The 16,219-nt window shown below is 64.0% G+C and carries 17 protein-coding genes; 10 read left to right on the forward strand and 7 right to left on the reverse strand.

The window, feature by feature from the left end; translation table 11 throughout:
* Positions 1-6 precede the first annotated feature (6 nt).
* The 4 genes from holA to C8N34_RS09615 form a co-directional block, all read right to left on the reverse strand.
* Positions 7-1,008, reverse strand: coding sequence for a DNA polymerase III subunit delta (gene holA / locus C8N34_RS09600; RefSeq protein ID WP_108128711.1), 1,002 nt, complete (start codon positions 1,006-1,008; stop codon positions 7-9).
* Positions 1,005-1,490 (reverse strand): LPS assembly lipoprotein LptE, encoded by a 486-nt coding sequence (gene lptE, locus C8N34_RS09605; RefSeq protein ID WP_054301384.1) that lies wholly within the window; start codon positions 1,488-1,490, stop codon positions 1,005-1,007. Before lptE ends, holA begins: the two co-directional genes overlap by 4 nt.
* Positions 1,477-4,077 (reverse strand): leucine--tRNA ligase, encoded by a 2,601-nt coding sequence (gene leuS, locus C8N34_RS09610; RefSeq protein ID WP_108128712.1) that lies wholly within the window; start codon positions 4,075-4,077, stop codon positions 1,477-1,479. The genes lptE and leuS overlap by 14 nt, the downstream gene beginning before the upstream one ends.
* A 146-nt stretch (positions 4,078-4,223) precedes the next feature.
* Positions 4,224-4,775, reverse strand: a complete 552-nt coding sequence (locus C8N34_RS09615; protein WP_054301386.1) for a DUF3576 domain-containing protein — start codon at positions 4,773-4,775, stop codon at positions 4,224-4,226.
* A 279-nt stretch (positions 4,776-5,054) separates the two neighbouring features.
* Here C8N34_RS09615 and C8N34_RS09620 point away from each other — a divergent pair, with 279 nt between their 5' ends.
* Positions 5,055-5,951: a porin gene (locus tag C8N34_RS09620; protein WP_108128713.1), complete on the forward strand. Its 897-nt coding sequence runs from the start codon at positions 5,055-5,057 to the stop codon at positions 5,949-5,951.
* 127 nt (positions 5,952-6,078) lie between these two features.
* Positions 6,079-6,732: a YggS family pyridoxal phosphate-dependent enzyme gene (locus tag C8N34_RS09625; RefSeq protein ID WP_108128714.1), complete on the forward strand. Its 654-nt coding sequence runs from the start codon at positions 6,079-6,081 to the stop codon at positions 6,730-6,732.
* A 3-nt stretch (positions 6,733-6,735) separates the two neighbouring features.
* Here the strand turns inward: C8N34_RS09625 and ribA are convergent, their stop codons facing one another.
* Positions 6,736-7,839, reverse strand: a complete 1,104-nt coding sequence (ribA, locus tag C8N34_RS09630) for a GTP cyclohydrolase II (protein WP_108128715.1) — start codon at positions 7,837-7,839, stop codon at positions 6,736-6,738.
* Positions 7,840-7,992: 153 nt separating this feature from the next.
* Here ribA and C8N34_RS09635 point away from each other — a divergent pair, with 153 nt between their 5' ends.
* From C8N34_RS09635 to C8N34_RS09645, 3 genes are all read left to right on the forward strand, one after another.
* Positions 7,993-8,679, forward strand: coding sequence for a response regulator transcription factor (locus tag C8N34_RS09635; RefSeq protein ID WP_054301390.1), 687 nt, complete (start codon positions 7,993-7,995; stop codon positions 8,677-8,679).
* A gap of 364 nt (positions 8,680-9,043) precedes the next feature.
* A complete protein-coding gene (locus C8N34_RS09640; protein WP_108128716.1) occupies positions 9,044-9,352 on the forward strand; it encodes a hypothetical protein in 309 nt (102 codons plus the stop codon).
* Positions 9,353-9,453: 101 nt separating this feature from the next.
* On the forward strand, positions 9,454-10,242 hold the full coding sequence (locus C8N34_RS09645) for an exodeoxyribonuclease III (RefSeq protein WP_054301392.1): 789 nt from the start codon (positions 9,454-9,456) through the stop codon (positions 10,240-10,242).
* Here the strand turns inward: C8N34_RS09645 and C8N34_RS09650 are convergent, their stop codons facing one another.
* Both C8N34_RS09650 and pedF read right to left on the reverse strand, forming a co-directional pair.
* On the reverse strand, positions 10,243-11,175 hold the full coding sequence (locus C8N34_RS09650; RefSeq protein ID WP_108128717.1) for a transporter substrate-binding domain-containing protein: 933 nt from the start codon (positions 11,173-11,175) through the stop codon (positions 10,243-10,245).
* A 1-nt stretch (position 11,176) separates the two neighbouring features.
* Complete coding sequence (gene pedF, locus C8N34_RS09655; protein WP_108128718.1) at positions 11,177-11,857, reverse strand: cytochrome c-550 PedF; 681 nt, start codon at positions 11,855-11,857, stop codon at positions 11,177-11,179.
* 151 nt (positions 11,858-12,008) lie between these two features.
* Between pedF and C8N34_RS09660 the strand changes: the two genes are divergently transcribed.
* The 5 genes from C8N34_RS09660 to C8N34_RS09680 are packed head-to-tail and all read left to right on the forward strand — an operon-like array spanning position 12,009 to position 16,143.
* Positions 12,009-13,199 (forward strand): ABC transporter substrate-binding protein, encoded by a 1,191-nt coding sequence (locus tag C8N34_RS09660; RefSeq protein WP_108128719.1) that lies wholly within the window; start codon positions 12,009-12,011, stop codon positions 13,197-13,199.
* A gap of 4 nt (positions 13,200-13,203) precedes the next feature.
* Positions 13,204-14,172: a YVTN family beta-propeller repeat protein gene (locus C8N34_RS09665; protein ID WP_108128720.1), complete on the forward strand. Its 969-nt coding sequence runs from the start codon at positions 13,204-13,206 to the stop codon at positions 14,170-14,172.
* Between the two features lie 17 nt (positions 14,173-14,189).
* Positions 14,190-14,639: a hypothetical protein gene (locus C8N34_RS09670; RefSeq protein ID WP_054301396.1), complete on the forward strand. Its 450-nt coding sequence runs from the start codon at positions 14,190-14,192 to the stop codon at positions 14,637-14,639.
* Positions 14,636-15,355: an ABC transporter ATP-binding protein gene (locus C8N34_RS09675; RefSeq protein ID WP_054301397.1), complete on the forward strand. Its 720-nt coding sequence runs from the start codon at positions 14,636-14,638 to the stop codon at positions 15,353-15,355. The genes C8N34_RS09670 and C8N34_RS09675 overlap by 4 nt, the downstream gene beginning before the upstream one ends.
* Positions 15,352-16,143, forward strand: a complete 792-nt coding sequence (locus C8N34_RS09680; RefSeq protein WP_054301398.1) for an ABC transporter permease — start codon at positions 15,352-15,354, stop codon at positions 16,141-16,143. Before C8N34_RS09675 ends, C8N34_RS09680 begins: the two co-directional genes overlap by 4 nt.
* Positions 16,144-16,219 lie beyond the last annotated feature (76 nt).

A 16,219-nucleotide genomic window follows, 5' to 3' on the forward strand; every position in this document is an offset into this window, starting at 1 on the left:
TTTCGCTTATCGCCGCATCATCGCCAGCCGGATCAGCGCGCGTTCCATCAGTGCCATGGCAGGTGCGCGCGAGGCGGACCGCAGCGTCAGGTCGGTTTCCACCAGCAAGGCCAGCGCATCCTCCAGCCGCCGCGCGCCCCAGCTTTCGGCCTGACGCATCGCCCGATCCTTGCGCGGACCGCGCAGCCGGAACGAGGCCGGGCCGCGCGGATCAACCACCAGCGCATGCAGGGTACGGAAATGGCGCATGGCAAAGATGCATAGCGTGACGGGCTGCACCCCCTGCCCCTCCAGCCGCCGCATCAGCTGCCCCACGGCAGCGCCCCGCCCTTCGGCCACAGCCTCCACCACATCATCTACCTCGGCATCCACCGTCGCCGGGGCCATGGCGATCACATCGGCGGGCGTCAGCGGCGTGCCGTCGCCCCATTTATACAGCGCGATCTTCTCGACTGTCTGGCGGAAGTCACCTGGATCAAGCTCTTTTGCCAGCGACAGAAGATCGGTCATCGCCTCGGGCGCGATGTCGCGCAGGCCGCTTTTGCCCAGCGTGCTCTCGATTTCCTCGCGAGAGGGGGGGTCGTCATAGATGCCAAGGCAGCGCGCCGTCGGATGCGATTCGAACAGCTTCACCAGCGCCGATTTCGCAGTCAGCCCGCCCGCGGTCACCAAGATCTGCGCGTCACCGGGACGCCAGTCGCGGAACGCCTCGGTCACCGCAGGGGCGATGGTGTCGGTCGCTTCCTCCACGAAGACCACGCGCGGACCAGGAAAGAAACCCTGCGCCTTCATCGCATCCATCAGAAGCGCCGGTTCCTTGCGCACATCACCGCCCGACAGGCGCGCAAGCCGCATCTCAGCCTCGCCCTCCGGCCCGATCAGGGCAGCAATAGCCTCCTGCCGCCGCAGTGAAACGCGCATGGCGTCCTGCCCGTACAGCAGCAGCCCCGCCGCCGCCGGATCGGGCTTGGCACAATAGGCCGCCCCCGCCGCGCCGGTCAGCTTCACAGGAAGCTTCCTGCCGTCGCCAGAAGCCGCGTAACGATCTGGTCAGCCAAAATCCGCATCAGGCGATAGGCCGCATCCTCCTCCGCCGCCAAACCGGCGACGGTGGATCCGGTCGCCGACCAGGAGGTGAAGCTGGCTGCCGTGCCTTCGGCCAGCGGTGTGCCCGCAGCATTTTTCACCACCCAGTCCACCGTGCCGCGCAAATTATAGCGCGTCGTCGCGTTCTCTGGTGTAACGCCGACACCGATGCTTTCGGTGCGGATGGTGTAGGACAGCCGATAGCGGTCGCCCTGCGGGCGTCCCAGCCGTTCCTCCAGCCGCTCGACCAGATCGAAGCCGTTCTTGTCGGACGGCGCATCGACGCGGATCGCGCCTTGCAGCGCGGCGGCAGGTCCGCCCGGCGCATAAGCCGGGGTGAAGGTGCAGCCCGTCAGGGCCGCACCGGCGAGCGTGATGAACTGGCGGCGTTTATACCACGACATTGATGATGCGCCCCGGTACGACGATGATCTTCTTCACCGGCTGACCGGCCAAGAACTTAACCACATCCTCGTTCGCCAGCGCGATCTTTTCAACCTCTGCCGCCGCCATATCCTTCGGCACGCTGATTTCCGCCCGCCGCTTGCCGTTGATCTGGATCGGCAGCGTCACGGTATCATCCACCAGCAGCGCCGGATCGGCCTTGGGCCATGCGGCCTGCGCGCAGAGGCCTTCGCCCCCCTGATATGACCAGATGGATTCCGCGATATGCGGGGTCATCGGCGACATCAGCTGCGCCAGCGTGCGGATCGCCTGTTTCATCACCGGAGTCGAGGCATCGGCCTTCGCCAGCACATTGGTAAAAGCGTAAAGCCCGGCGATGGCCTTGTTGAAGGCAAAGCCGTCAATGCCCTTCGTCACCTCATCCACAGCCTTCGCCGTGGCTTTCAGCAGCGCCGCATCGTCCTTGCCCTGATGATCCGCATGCAGTTCGCCGATGCGGGAACACAGGTTCCACACACGGGTCAGATGCTTGAAGGCCGCCTCCGCGCCCGAGGCCGTCCACTCCACGTCACGCTCCGGCGGGCTGTCCGACATGACAAACCACCGCGCGGTATCGGCACCGTAAGAGGCGATGATGTTCATCGGATCGACGACATTCTTCTTGGATTTCGACATTTTGGCCGAGGGGATGACCTCGACCACTGTGCCGTCCTTCAGCGTGGCGCCGGTTTCGCTGCGGATGATGTCTTCGGGCAGATGATAGACATATCCAAAGATCGGCTCTTCATGGCCATCGGGAAACGTGGTTTTTCGTCCCGTATCTTCCCAAGTTCTGTAGATCTCGTGCGTCACCATGCCCTGCGTGAACAGCGCATTGAACGGCTCCCGCGCCTTGGCGGGCAGGTGGCCGGTTTCGTTCATCGCGCGGGCGAAGAAGCGGCTGTAAAGCAGGTGCAGAATCGCGTGCTCGATGCCGCCGATATACTGGTCGACGTTCATCCAGTATTCGGCATCCTCGGCCACAGTCGGCGTGGCGGCGCGGGGCGCGGTGAAGCGGGCGTAATACCAGGACGAATCGACAAAGGTGTCCATCGTATCCGTCTCGCGCCGCGCCGCTGCCCCGCATTTCGGGCAGGCGGTCGCGGCCCAGGTCGGGTGACGGTCGAGCGGGTTGCCAGGTTTGTCGAAGCTCACGTCATAGGGCAGCTCGACCGGCAGGTTTTCCTTTTTCTCAGGCACCACGCCACAGGTCGCGCAATGCACGACCGGAATCGGGCAGCCCCAATAGCGTTGCCGCGACACGCCCCAGTCGCGCAGACGGAACTTGGTGACGCCCTGGCCAAAGCCCTTGGCCTCGGCCAGCGCGATGGCCTCCGCCACACCCTCGTCGCCGGTCATCGGCTTGTTGCCCGCGATACCGCGAACATATTGAACCCGCTCGGATTTCATCGGCACAAAGGCTTCGGTCAGCGGCGCGTCCTCCGCCCCTTCCGCCACATAGACCGCCTTGATCGGCAGCCCGTATTTGGTGGCGAATTCGAAATCGCGCTGGTCATGCGCCGGGCAGCCGAAAATCGCGCCGGTGCCGTAATCCATCAGGATGAAATTGGCGATCCAGACCGGCAGTTCCCAGTTCGGGTCCAGCGGATGCTTCACGCGGATTCCGGTATCCATGCCCAGCTTCTCGGCGGTTTGCAGGGCTTCCTCGCTGGTGCCGATGCGGCGGCATTCGGCGACAAAGGCCGCGATCTGCGGATTGGTCTTTTCCAGTTCCTTCGCCAGCGGGTGATCCGGGCTGATCCCGGCGAAAGAGGCGCCCATCAGCGTGTCGGGGCGGGTGGTATAGACCTCCAGCCGGTCAAAGCCCGCCGGCGCCGCCACGGTTTCAAAGCCGAATTGCAGCCCGCGCGACTTGCCGATCCAGTTGGCCTGCATCAGCCGCACCTTCTCGGGCCAGTCCTTCAGACCATCAAGCGAATCCAGCAGATCGCCCGCCATGTCGGAGATCTTGAAGAACCACTGGGTCAGCTCGCGCCGTTCCACCACGGCGCCCGAGCGCCAGCCCTTGCCGTCGATCACCTGCTCGTTGGCCAGCACGGTCATATCGACCGGATCCCAGTTCACCACCGCCGCCTTGCGATAGACCAGACCCTTTTCCATCATGTCGATGAACATGGCCTGCTGCTGGCCGTAATATTCCGGGTCGCAGGTGGCGAATTCTCGGCTCCAGTCGATCGACAGGCCCAAGGGCTTCATCTGTCCGCGCATGTCGGCGATATTGCCGTAGGTCCAGTCCTTGGGATGGCCGCCACGCTCCATCGCGGCGTTCTCGGCGGGCATCCCGAAGGCATCCCAGCCCATCGGATGCAGCACCGAAAACCCGCAGGAAGATTTGTAGCGCGCCACCACATCGCCCATCGTGTAGTTGCGCACATGGCCCATGTGGATGCGCCCCGAAGGATAGGGGAACATCTCAAGCACATAATATTTCGGCTTGGCCGCATCGCGCCGGGCGGTGAACACCCCGGTCTTATCCCAGGTTTCCTGCCATTTCGGCTCGATCTGGCTCGGTTCATAGCGCGACATGCTGGCCTCATCTCATCGGTTCGACGCGCGCGAATTAAACCGACCGGGCCGGAACAGTCCAGCCCGCGCAGCTTTCAGCTTGGTTCAAATATCCCGGGGGAGTCGCGCCAAAGGCGCGGCGGAGGCAGCGCCCCCACCCTGCGGCGTCACAGACGGCTGTCGCGAACGCGGATTTCCCGTGCGCGGGTCAGAATCGCATCCTCGACCGCGCGCTGGGTCTGCGGCGAGACGGCGGCACCACCGCGCCCCTGCAACGAGACGCGCAGCGAGCGCGCATCCAGCGCCGGATCACTGATATAGATCGTCGCACGATAGGCGCGACCGCCGCCGGGCGGCGTGCCATAGCCGGTCACGATGACGCCGGTGAAGGGGTCGACCGATTCGATGGGCAGGAAATTCAGCACGTCCAGCGAGGCCTGCCACAGATAACGGTTCACCTCGACCGTGGTATTCGGATCGGCACCGCCGCCGAACAGATCCCAGATCTTCCGCTGACGGGTCTCGTCCGAAATCTCACGGGTTGCCACGGTGCTGCGCTGCTTTGCCTTGGGCACCACGGCTTCGGTCTGCGAATGATCCACCGACCTGGCCTTGCCACTGAACAGGCCGGAACCGCCGCTGCCGATCCCGCCACAGGCCGCAAGGGCAAGGACCAGACTGCCGGACAGCGTAAGACGCGCAAGGCTGGGCAAGGACATTCGCTACTCCCGTCGATATAAAGGCTGTCTAGCCGAGCGCCCCGGACCGGACAAGGCTTTTCCCGCCTTCGGCTTTCCCGTGCGGGCTCGCGCGTTCGCGCGAGGGCATCTTGCCCTTCCCGTGGCAGGACTGTGACATTGGTGCACCATACACCGCCGTGTTTCCCGACGGGCCGCCACAGCCGATTGCAATTCGAGGCCCAACGGCAGAAATAGAGGCCATACCCAATTCGGATTCCCCTGAGTTGGGCCGCACCTTTGAGTCAACGAGGGAAAACGATGAAAAAGATCCTTCTCGCCACCACGCTGCTGGCTTCGACCGCCACCGTGGCTTCGGCTGAAACCGGCGTGACCCTGTCGGGCTACGGCCGCTTCGGTCTGACCTACCTCGACACCCGCGCTGTCGAGACCCAAGTGACGACCCGTCTGCGTTTCAACATCGACGGCAAAACCGAGACCGACTCGGGCGTAACCTTCGGTGGCCGTATCCGCATCCAGCACACCAACGGCGCGACCGCTGCGACCGCCAACGCTGCGATGCTCTACGCTTCGTTCGAAGGCTTCCGCGTTGAAGTCGGCAACGTCAACACCGCGTTTGACTCGGCTGGCCTGATCTACAACGCCGAAATGGGCTTCGTGGACTCGTCGTACGGCGACCCGCAAGGCGCGTTCTTCGCCTACGCTTCGGGCGCTACCCCGGCCAACTACACCGGCGTGTTCGCTTCGTACTCGATGGGTGACTTCACCGGTCGTATCTCGTACGTGAACCCGGACCAGACCGTTTCGGGCTCTACCGAAGAGCTCTCGGTGTCGTTCGACTACGCTTCGGGTCCGTTCGCCGTGTCGCTCGCCGCCTACCAGGACGGCGCTGGCATTGCCAACAACGACGGCTTCTTCCTGGGTGCTGCGTACACCATCAATGACGCTGCCACCGTTGGCCTGAACTACATCGACGAAGACTCGGCCGGTGGCCGCGTTGTGACCCTGTACGGCAACTACACCATGGGCGCCACCACCCTGCGCGCCTACGTTGCTGACCTGGACGTCGCCGGTGCTGACACCGCTTACGGCCTCGGCGCTGACTACGACCTCGGCGGCGCTCGTCTGTCGGGCTCGATCCAGTCGGGGTACGCTGGCGAGACCTGGGCTGACGTCGGCGTTCGCTTCGACTTCTGATCCCACGATCAGTCAGTTAGGAAAGGGCGGGGTTTACCCCGCCCTTTTCCTTTTGGGCTCCGGTCTTGCCGGGGCCTTTTCTTTTCCCCCCTGCTGTGGCCATCTGCGGCCAAAGACGGAGGCGGCGATGGGTCTGACGGAAATCAAGTCACGGATAGCAGTGGCAGAAACAGCGGCAGGGCGCCCGCAGGGTACGGTGACGCTGATCGCCGTGTCGAAAGTGCAGCCGCTGGAACGGGTGATTGCCACGCTGGAGCAGGGGCAGCGCATTTTCGGCGAGAATTATGTTCAGGAAGCTGCCGGGAAGTGGCCAGATCTGCGCAGCCGCTTTCCCGGCACCGCGGTCCATATGATCGGCCCCTTGCAGACCAACAAGGCCAGGCTGGCGTTCGATCTGTTCGATGCGATCCACACGCTTGACCGGCCGTCACTGGCGGACAAGCTTTCCCGGCTGGCACAGGCGCAGGGGCGCTGCCCCATGCTTTTCGTGCAGGTGAATACCGGGGCAGAGCCGCAGAAGGCGGGCATTCTGCCCGATGACGCCGATGCCTTTATCGCGGATTGTCGCGCGAAGGATCTGCCGGTCGCGGGCCTCATGTGCATTCCGCCCGAAGATACGGACAGCACGCCGCATTTCGTGCACCTGGCCGAAATCGCGACCCGCAATGGGCTCTCGCAGCTTTCCATGGGGATGAGCAGCGATTTCGAGGCTGCGATTGCCCGCGGTGCCACTCATGTGCGTGTCGGCAGCGCGATCTTCGGCGCTCGCAGTTACGCCTGACGCCTAAAGCAGATGCCCCGATTTCGCGGCTTTCGTCGCCAGATAGCCGCGATTTTCAGGTGTTTCCCCGACGCGAAGCGGCACACGTTCGGTCACATGAAGACCCTGCCCCTCCATCATGGTGATCTTGCGGGGATTGTTGGTCAGCAGCCGCACCTCTGAAAACCCCATGGTCTTCAGGATGCCCGCGCCCAACCGGAAATCACGTTCATCATCCTCGAATCCCAGCCGGTGATTGGCTTCGACCGTATCGAAGCCCTGATCCTGCAAGGAATAGGCCCGCATCTTGTTGGCAAGACCGATCCCCCGGCCTTCCTGATTGAGGTAAAGCAACACCCCTGCGCCCTCGGCCCCCATCTGCGCCAGCGCGGCGCGCAGTTGCGGGCCGCAATCGCATTTCAGGCTGCCGAGTACGTCGCCGGTGAAACAGGCCGAATGCAGGCGGGCCAAAACCGGCGCCTTGCGGTCCGGCTGCCCGATCTCGATGGCATAATGTTCCTCGCCGCCGTCCTCGGGACGAAAGATATGCACCCGCCCCGCCGCACTTGCGACCATCGGCAGGCGGGCCGAAACGACCTCGGACAGCGGCGAGGCGCGGTCCAGCTCCACCGCCGCTTCTGCAATGTCGATCACCGTCAGATCGGCGGCACGCGCCAGGGCAGCACCCTGCACCACCGGCACCACCACGACCGCAGGCAGCAGACGTGCCGATTTCGCCAGGGCGATGGCCGCGCGGTGCAGGCCCGGCCTGCCCCCCCGGATTTCGTGAAACGGTCCTTTCATCGGCAGGCGCAGGTCATCGGCCGGATCGGCCATGGCCGACAGCCAGTCCAGCCCCGCGTCGGCGGGCAAGGCCAGCCGCGCCAGATCGCCGTCGTAAACCCTGATCTTCAGCGTCTCCGCCCGCCGGACGGTCAACGCAAGTTCCGGCTGGCCCAGACGGCGCAGCTCCTCCAGCCGCGCGGAGCCAAGCGTCTCGACCGGCACCGCGACCGCTGCGGCCTCGCCTTCGGTCAGCATTACGGGAACGCCCATGCGCAGATCGCCGCGCGCGCGGGCAAGCCGTTCGATGATGCCGGGGCCGGCGATGGCGGGGGTGCTGGTCATGCTGCGTCCTCTTGCGCCCTATGTAACGATCCGGGTGGGAAAGTGAAACATTTCCCCCCGTTGCGACACGAGGCCGTGACTCCTTCGTCGCAAATCTTGCCGGAACCGTGAAGGGGGCTCATGTGTTGGGCAAGCAACCACGGAGGCCGCACGATGGCAACGCTGCGCAAAATTCTTCTGGTCGACGACGACGACGATCTGCGCGAGGCGCTGAGCGAACAGCTTGTGATGACCGAGGATTTCGATGTTTTCGAAGCCTCTACCGGCCTTGAAGGTCTGGAGAAAGCCAAGGGCGGCGGGCATGATCTGGTGATCCTCGACGTCGGCCTGCCTGATACGGACGGGCGCGAACTGTGCCGCCGGATGCGCAAGGCGGGCGTGAAATGCCCGATCATGATGCTTACCGGACACGATACCGATGCCGATACGATCCTCGGGCTTGATTCGGGCGCAAATGACTATGTGACCAAGCCGTTCAAATTTCCTGTGCTGCTGGCCCGCATCCGGGCACAGTTGCGGCAGCACGAACAATCCGAAGATGCGGTGTTCCAGCTTGGCCCCTATACGTTCAAACCGGCCCAGAAGCTTCTGGTGGACGAAAAGGAACGCAAGGTTCGCCTGACCGAGAAGGAAACCAATATCCTGAAGTACCTTTACCGCGCGCAACAAGGTGTTGTGGCTCGGGATGTGCTTCTCCACGAAGTCTGGGGTTATAACGCGGGGGTTACCACCCACACACTTGAAACCCACATCTATCGTCTGCGCCAGAAGATCGAGCCGGACCCCTCCAATGCACGTCTGCTGGTGACCGAATCCGGCGGATATCGGCTGGTCGCTTGACCAGTTGGAAAAAAATGGGCGACGATGGTCTTATTGTTGCCGGAATGCGTGATTATATCATGCGACAGGTTCCCCTCGCCGCGTCGGGGTCATGACGCGGCATCCTCCCTGTTGGACTAGGCCGGGCAATGCCCGGCCTTTTTTTTCCGAACAGATGTGATACAATCTATGGATGTGCTTCGAGGTGGCCTTTTCGCCCGATTCACATTCTCCCTGTTGGAAGCCTGGCCGGGCCTTGTGCCCGGCGTCTCTTCCGCCCGACAATTCCGCAGCGGCATTTGCTGGTGATGTTGGAATCCTGCATCGCGCATCCTAAATATAATCAGGTGTCTGCGGCGCTTTTGCCCGAGGAGGTCCGGTGTCGATGCGATTTTCCCTTGTCTGTCTTGCCCTTGCGGGCACGACCCTTCCGGCGGCGGCGGAAAGCCTGTCCTTCACGCTGTCGAATCAATCCAATGCCGATCTCACGGAATTTTACGCCTCGCCCGTAGGCACAGAGTCCTGGGAAGAAAATATCCTGTCCACCGGCGCCTTGCCCGCCGGAGCCAGCGGCGACATCACCATCGCCGAAGCCAAGGGATGCGAGTATGACTTCCGCATGGTCTTCGCCGATGGCGACGTGCTGGAAGACCGCAGCAACATCTGCGACAGCGGCGCCTATACCATCCAGTGACATCCTGGCCAGCCATCATGGTGCCTGACACCAGCGGGGCCGTTCCGGCGCTTTACGTCACGCGCCGCGCCGCCTAGACAGGTTGGCGAAAGGAAACCGCCATGCCCTTTACACTTGCCACCTGGAACATCAATTCGGTCCGTCTGCGCGAGGCAATCGTCTCGCGGCTTATGCAGGAGGAGGCGCCTGACGTCCTTTGCCTGCAAGAGATCAAGACCCCGATCGACAAATTCCCCCGCGAGGCGTTCGAGGCGCTTGGCTACCGCTATATGGTTGCGCGCGGGCAGAAGGGCTATAACGGCGTCGCCATCCTGTCGCGCCTGCCGCTGGAAGATGCGGGCGACCGCGATTTCGCCGCGCTGGGTCATGCCCGGCACGTTGCCGCGCGGCTGGAAAACGGCGTGACGGTGCACAATTTCTATGTACCCGCCGGCGGGGATATTCCCGACCGTGAGGCCAATGTGAAATTCGGGCAGAAGCTGGATTTCCTGACCGAGATGCGCGACTGGGCTCATGCGGAAAAGCCGTCGAAAGCCATTCTTGTCGGCGACCTGAACATCGCCCCGCGCGAGGATGACGTCTGGAACCACAAGGCCCTGCTGAAAATCGTCAGCCACACGCCCATCGAGGTAGAGCATCTGGGTGCGGCGCAGGACGCCGGTGGCTGGGTGGACGTGACCCGCAAGGATATCCCCGAAGGGCGACTTTATTCGTGGTGGAGCTATCGCTCCCCCGACTGGGATGCCGCTGACAAGGGCCGCCGGCTGGACCACGTCTGGGCGACGCCCGATATTGCGGGCGCCGCGCATGGCAGCCGCATTCTGCGGCCCTGCCGGGGCTGGGAGCAGCCCTCGGACCATGTGCCGGTCTTCGCCACCTTCGACCTGTGATCACCGCTCGGGCGGAGTGAAGGTCAGCCCGTAGGCAGCATAGGCGGCGGCGATACGCCCGTCGGCCAGTGCCGCCGCGACGGCATCGTCCAGCGCATAGGCAAGGTCGCGGTGGCTTTGATGAACCGCGATACCGACGGTCCAGCTTGCCAGGGCAAAGCCCGCCAGCGGCGGCTGATGCACAGCGATCCCTTCCGTCGCGCCATATTGCAGTTGCGCGCGAGGGCCCATGGCCGCCATGACCTCACCCGCCGCCAGCGCCTTCATCGCCCTGGCCATATCGGGAAAGCGATGGATGTTCGGCCCGATCTGCCCCCCCGGAAAGGCGGTCAGATAGAAGTCAGAGATCGAATCATTCTCCACCGCCACGGTGTCAAAACGGAAATAGGCGGGCACCGGCCCGCCTTCATGCCGGGGTTTGTCGGAAGGCACCGCATCCGGATAGGCGTCAAGCCGGTAGGCAATGGCCACCTCTTCCTTGGCATACTGGCCGGTAAAGACCACCTGTTCGACAAGGCAGGTGAACTCGCTGTTGTAGGGCACCCGCATCATCACATTCGATACGGGCTCCTTCTGCACGGTGCCACGCCAGATGTAGGACATCAGATCGGTCTGCACATTCTCGCCCGCCTGCACGAAGCGATATTCCGGCTTCACGCCCAGCCCCTCGGCCAGAATACGCCCGACCTCGACATCCACGCCGCGCGGCGTACCCGCGTCATCCCAGCTGTAGGGCGGAAAATCCTCGTAGACCGCGATGTTCAGGGTGCCGCGTGCAACGATATCGTCCAGCGTCTGCCCGACATACTGGCGCGAAGTGTTCTGCGGGCGGGCGCCCGGCGCCACACCTTCGCAACGGCCAAAAACGGGTGCGGCGGCGAGGCTGAAAAGCCCCGCCGCCAGCCCCGCAACAAGTGCGGAACGCCGATCCATGTCAGTGTGCCGCCGAAAGCCCGACCGTCAGCGCGTCGGCCGCATGTTTCGCCCCGAGGTCAGAGCCGTCCAGCAGCTTCGCCGCCCGGCTCGCCGCGCTGTCCGCCACCGGCGCCCCGGAGGCCGTCTTGACCTCGACGGCAATGGCTCCGAGTTCTTCTTTCAGAGCCGGTTGATCCGCCCCACCCGCCATCAGCGCGTCGCGGATCGCGGTCAGCCGTGCGGAATGGCCATCCAGCGCACCATCCTCGGGCCGCGTCTCGATATAGGTGCGGATCGCCCAGCCTGCCTTCTGGCCCAGGACCTCGCCAAAGGCCGGCATCTTGGTCACGCCGTCCTGGGTATAGCCGTGCTGGAACCGCTCCATGAACCATTCATCGCCATATTCCTCGGCCTCCAGAAAGCGCAGATCAGGGGCAAGACCGCCCGAAACCGCGCCGAGGCCATGGCAGCGTGCACAGTTCTGATTGAAGGCGCTGTCGCCGATCTCGACCGCCTTGGCCCAGACCTCGTCCCCTGCCGCCGCTGCACGATAGGGATTTTCGGTCAGCCATTCCTCACCCACATCGGGCAGCGCATCGGTATTTACCGGCTGCGGGGCCACATCGCCGTGGGCAAAAGCCATGGTCGCAAGCCCCGCGAGGGCCACAGCGGCAACGAAGCCGCGGGTCATGTTCGTCATTGCGCATCCTCCCTGAGCACTTGAGCCGAGCTAACCCGTCAATGCCGCACCGCGGTATTGGACTTTCGTGCAAAGCGGCAGGGTCTTGCGACCAATGTCCAATACCCTCGGGCCGTCCCGCCGCCCAACATCCCTCTCAGGGAGACGAACGATGCCGAAAAAGACCTTGTGCCGGGTGGCCGTGGCTGCCGTGAGCGGCTTTTGCCTGATGCCCGCCAGCGGCCTGCACGCCGAGCCTCTTGCCGTCGAGGTCGTCTATCTGCGCCAGCAAGAAATGCGTCCGCCTGTGCTGTCGAACCTTGATCCTGTGCCGGAAGATCTGGGCATTGCCGGCGCCGAAGTCGCAATGGCCGACAATGCCACCACCGGCAAATTCCTTGGCCAGACCTATACGTTAAACGTGATCGACATTGCGCCGGAAGGCGATCTGCCCACCGCCGCGCGCGACGCGCTGGCCGGGGCCGGGCTGGTGCTGGTCGACGGCACCGCCGCCGAAATTCTGGCCGTGGCGGACATGCCAGAAGCCGCAGGCAAGCTGCTGTTCAATGTCGCTTCGGGGGACGAGGCGCTGCGGTCCGCCGATTGCCGGGCCAACCTGTTGCACACAATCCCCGAGGATGGTGCGCGCACCGATGCGCTGATGCAGGTTCTTGCCGCGAAACGCTGGTCAAAGCTGGCGATGATCACTGGGCCGAAGCCCGCCGATCTGGCCTATGCCGATCATTTGCGCCGGTCCGCCGCCAAGTTCGGCCTCACGCTGGTGGGTGAAAAGGCGTGGAGCTTCGACACCGACCTGCGCCGCGCCGCCACGGTTGAACTGCCGCCCTTCACGCAGGATCTGCCCGACCATGACGTGCTGCTGGTGGCGGACGAGACCGACGATTTCGGCCGTTATGTGGAAAACAACACGTGGCTGCCCCGGCCCATCGCCGGGTCGGAAGGGCTGGAGCCGCAGGGCTGGACGCATGTGATGGAACAATGGGGCGCCGTGCAGTTGCAGAACCGATTTGAACAGACGGCGGGCCGCGACATGCGCAGCCGCGACTATGCCGCCTGGACCGCCGTACGCGCAATCGGAGAAGCTGTTACCCGAACCGGCAGCGCCGACCCCGCCACCCTGCGCGGTTACATGCTGTCCGATGCGTTCCAGCTCGACGGGTTCAAAGGGCGCGGGCTCAGCTTCCGGTCTTGGAACGGCCAGTTGCGCCAGCCCATCGCGGTGGCCAATGCCCGCGCGCTTGTGACGCTCGCCCCGGTCGAGGGCTTCCTGCACCAGCGCAACGAAACCGACACGCTTGGCCTCGACGAACCGGAGAGCCAGTGCCACGCCTTCACGGAGTAACCCGATGCGCCGCCTTGCTGCTGCCCTGCTGCTGACTGCCACGCCGCTGATCCCTGCCCCGATCCATGCCGGAGAAATCTGGGTCACCAATGAAAAGGATGACACGGTCAGCGTGATCGACACCGATACGCTGGAGGTCATCAAGACCTATCCCACCGGCGAGCGCCCGCGTGGCGTGACCTTCTCCAAGGATTTCAAGCGGCTGTACATCTGCGCTTCGGATAGTGACACCGTGCAGGTGATGGACCCCGACACCGGCGAGATCCTGCATGACCTGCCGTCGGGCGAAGACCCCGAACAATTCGTGCTCGCCCCCGATGACCGGCATCTCTACATCGCCAACGAGGATGATGCGATCACCACGGTCGTCGATACCGAAACCCGTCAGGTGGTGGCGCAGATCGACGTGGGGGTGGAACCCGAAGGCATGGCCATCAGCCCCGATGGCAAGATCGCCATTACCACCTCTGAAACCACCAATATGGCGCACTGGATCGACACGGCGACGCACAAGCTGTTTGCCAATACGCTGGTCGACAGCCGCCCGCGTCATGCCGAATTTACCGCCGATGGCAGCCAGCTTTGGGTCAGCGCCGAAATCGGCGGCACCGTCACAGTGTTTTCGGTGGCCGACCAGCGCGAACTGGGCAAGGTGCATTTCGCCATTTCCGGGGTGAATGACGATCTGATCCAGCCTGTCGGCTTCAAGTTCTCGCCCGATGGCAAGCGTGCCTTCGTGGCGCTTGGCCCCGCCAATCATGTCGCGGTCATAGACACCGCCAGCTTCGAGGTGACGAATTACATCCTCACCGGACGGCGGGTCTGGCATATGGCCTGGTCCCCCGATCAAAGCCAGCTTTTCACCACCAACGGCGTGTCCGGCGACGTGACGGTGATCGACGTTGCCAGCGAAACACCTGTCAAATCCATCAAGGTCGGCCGCTTCCCCTGGGGCGCGGCGATGCGGCCGTAACCTGGAAAGGAAATTCCATGAAACCACTGATCCTTGCCGCGCTGCTGGCCGCCCTGCCTGTTGTCGTTCATGCCGAGGCAGAAGATGACGATGATACGGCCCTGGGCGCTGCCGGTCTGATGTCCAAAGGCAATAAAAGCGAACTGCCGCCGATCCTGTTGTCCGCCGGTACGCCGCTGGCCGATGCGCCCTGGAAGCTGAAATCCGGCCATTACTACGAGGTCGAGATCGAGGCCGATGGCAGCCAGGAGCTTGGCCTTGTCGCGCCGGAATTTTTCCGCGCCATCTGGATCGACGAAATCGTCATCGAGGGGCTGGAAGTGCGGCCGCTGGGCCTCGATTCCGTCGAGTTTGACGAGGCGGGCACCATGGAAATCGGCTTTATCGCCGTGAAGCCCGGCAGCTATGTCATGCGCGTGCCCGGCACCAAGGGCGATACGCAGAAGCTGGACATCGTCATCGAATGACCCCCGGCCTCGGCATCCATGCGGTCAGCTACAGCTATGGCGCGAAAGTGGCGCTGAGCGAGGTGACGCTTGAGGTGCCGAAGGGCCGGTTCTGTGCGCTCCTCGGGCCGAACGGGGCAGGAAAATCGACGCTGTTTTCCCTGCTCACACGGCTGTTTACCACGCGGACAGGCCGCATCGCCGTGGCGGGTCAGGATCTGGCCCGCGCGCCCCGCGCCGCGCTGGCGCGCATGGGCGTGGTGTTCCAGCAACCAACGCTGGATCTTGACCTGACGGTGCGGCGCAACCTGCTGTATTTCGCAGCCCTGCACGGCATCGGCGGGCGCGAGGCCGAGATCCGCACCGCCGAGGCGCTGGAGCGTCTGGGCATGGCCGAACGCGCGGCCGAACCCGTCCATGCCCTGAACGGTGGCCACCGCCGCCGGATGGAACTGGCGCGCGCCCTGATCCACCGGCCCGAGGTCTTGCTGCTGGACGAACCGACGGTCGGCCTTGATGCCGCCGCACGGGCAGCGATCACCGCACATGTCCACGATCTTGCCGATCAGGGGCTGGCCGTGCTCTGGGCCACGCATCTGACGGACGAGGTGCGCGACAGCGACCAGCTTGCCATTCTGCATCGCGGTCGCCTGCTCGCCTCCGGCACCACCGGCGACCTGCGCGGGGACGAGCCGCTGCGCGAGATGTTCCTGCGTCTGACGGGGGTCGAGGCATGATCTGGTGGCTGGCCTTCCGCGCCATCCTGCACCGCGAGGCGCTGCGCTTTCTGGGTCAGCGCGGACGGCTGGTTGCCGCACTGGTGCGACCGCTGGTATGGCTTCTGGTCTTTGCCGCCGGGTTCCGCGCGGCACTGGGCCTGTCGATCATCCCGCCCTACCAGACCTATATCACTTACGAAATCTACATCACCCCCGGCCTCTGCGGCATGATCTGCCTGTTCAACGGCATGCAAAGCTCGCTGAGCCTCGTCTATGACCGCGAGATGGGGTCGATGCGCCTGCTGTTGACCGCACCCTTGCCGCGCTGGTGGCTGCTGCTTGCCAAGGTCACGGCGGGGGCGATGATTTCGCTGCTGCAATGCGCGGCCTTCCTTGCCATCGCGGCGGCTTTCGGCATCCGCATGCCATGGCCGGGCTATATCGCCGCCATTCCTGCCATTCTGCTGGCCGGGCTGATGCTGGGGGCGCTGGGTCTGATGCTGTCCTCCTTCATCCGCCAGCTTGAAAACTTCGCGGGGGTGATGAACTTCGTCATCTTCCCGATGTTCTTCCTGTCCTCGGCGCTTTACCCGCTGTGGAAGATGAAAGAGGCAAGCCCCCTTCTGGCCCGGCTTTGCGCCGTGAACCCCTTTACCCATGCGGTCGAGCTGATCCGCTTCGCGCTGTACCTGCAACCCAATGCGGCGGCTGCGGGATGGGTCTTGCTGGCGCTCATGGTGTTCGGCACGGCAGCGCTTTGGGGCTATGATCCGGCGCGGGGAATGCAGGCGCGCAAAGGGTCTTGAAACCGCGAGACCGGCTTCCCAGATCACTGGAGCGGGTGCCAGTACGGGCCCGCGCTTCAACCCCGGCCCGCCCGTA

Origin of the sequence: Gemmobacter caeni, assembly GCF_003054195.1 — a bacterium.
In the GTDB taxonomy this organism is placed as follows: domain Bacteria; phylum Pseudomonadota; class Alphaproteobacteria; order Rhodobacterales; family Rhodobacteraceae; genus Gemmobacter; species Gemmobacter caeni.

Excerpts from the sequence above, each read along its gene's own strand:
- C8N34_RS09665 (WP_108128720.1), top strand. The coding sequence starts at position 13,204 with ATGCGCCGCCTTGCTGCTGCCCTGCTGCTGACTGCCACGCCGCTGATC.
- C8N34_RS09625 (WP_108128714.1), top strand. The coding sequence starts at position 6,079 with ATGGGTCTGACGGAAATCAAGTCACGGATAGCAGTGGCAGAAACAGCG.
- pedF (WP_108128718.1), bottom strand. The coding sequence starts at position 11,857 with ATGACGAACATGACCCGCGGCTTCGTTGCCGCTGTGGCCCTCGCGGGG.
- C8N34_RS09650 (WP_108128717.1), bottom strand. The coding sequence starts at position 11,175 with ATGGATCGGCGTTCCGCACTTGTTGCGGGGCTGGCGGCGGGGCTTTTC.
- C8N34_RS09615 (WP_054301386.1), bottom strand. The coding sequence starts at position 4,775 with ATGTCCTTGCCCAGCCTTGCGCGTCTTACGCTGTCCGGCAGTCTGGTC.
- C8N34_RS09675 (WP_054301397.1), top strand. The coding sequence starts at position 14,636 with ATGACCCCCGGCCTCGGCATCCATGCGGTCAGCTACAGCTATGGCGCG.
- C8N34_RS09640 (WP_108128716.1), top strand. The coding sequence starts at position 9,044 with ATGCGATTTTCCCTTGTCTGTCTTGCCCTTGCGGGCACGACCCTTCCG.
- C8N34_RS09660 (WP_108128719.1), top strand. The coding sequence starts at position 12,009 with ATGCCGAAAAAGACCTTGTGCCGGGTGGCCGTGGCTGCCGTGAGCGGC.
- C8N34_RS09670 (WP_054301396.1), top strand. The coding sequence starts at position 14,190 with ATGAAACCACTGATCCTTGCCGCGCTGCTGGCCGCCCTGCCTGTTGTC.
- C8N34_RS09620 (WP_108128713.1), top strand. The coding sequence starts at position 5,055 with ATGAAAAAGATCCTTCTCGCCACCACGCTGCTGGCTTCGACCGCCACC.
- lptE (WP_054301384.1), bottom strand. The coding sequence starts at position 1,490 with ATGTCGTGGTATAAACGCCGCCAGTTCATCACGCTCGCCGGTGCGGCC.
- ribA (WP_108128715.1), bottom strand. The coding sequence starts at position 7,839 with ATGACCAGCACCCCCGCCATCGCCGGCCCCGGCATCATCGAACGGCTT.
- C8N34_RS09645 (WP_054301392.1), top strand. The coding sequence starts at position 9,454 with ATGCCCTTTACACTTGCCACCTGGAACATCAATTCGGTCCGTCTGCGC.
- leuS (WP_108128712.1), bottom strand. The coding sequence starts at position 4,077 with ATGTCGCGCTATGAACCGAGCCAGATCGAGCCGAAATGGCAGGAAACC.
- C8N34_RS09680 (WP_054301398.1), top strand. The coding sequence starts at position 15,352 with ATGATCTGGTGGCTGGCCTTCCGCGCCATCCTGCACCGCGAGGCGCTG.
- C8N34_RS09635 (WP_054301390.1), top strand. The coding sequence starts at position 7,993 with ATGGCAACGCTGCGCAAAATTCTTCTGGTCGACGACGACGACGATCTG.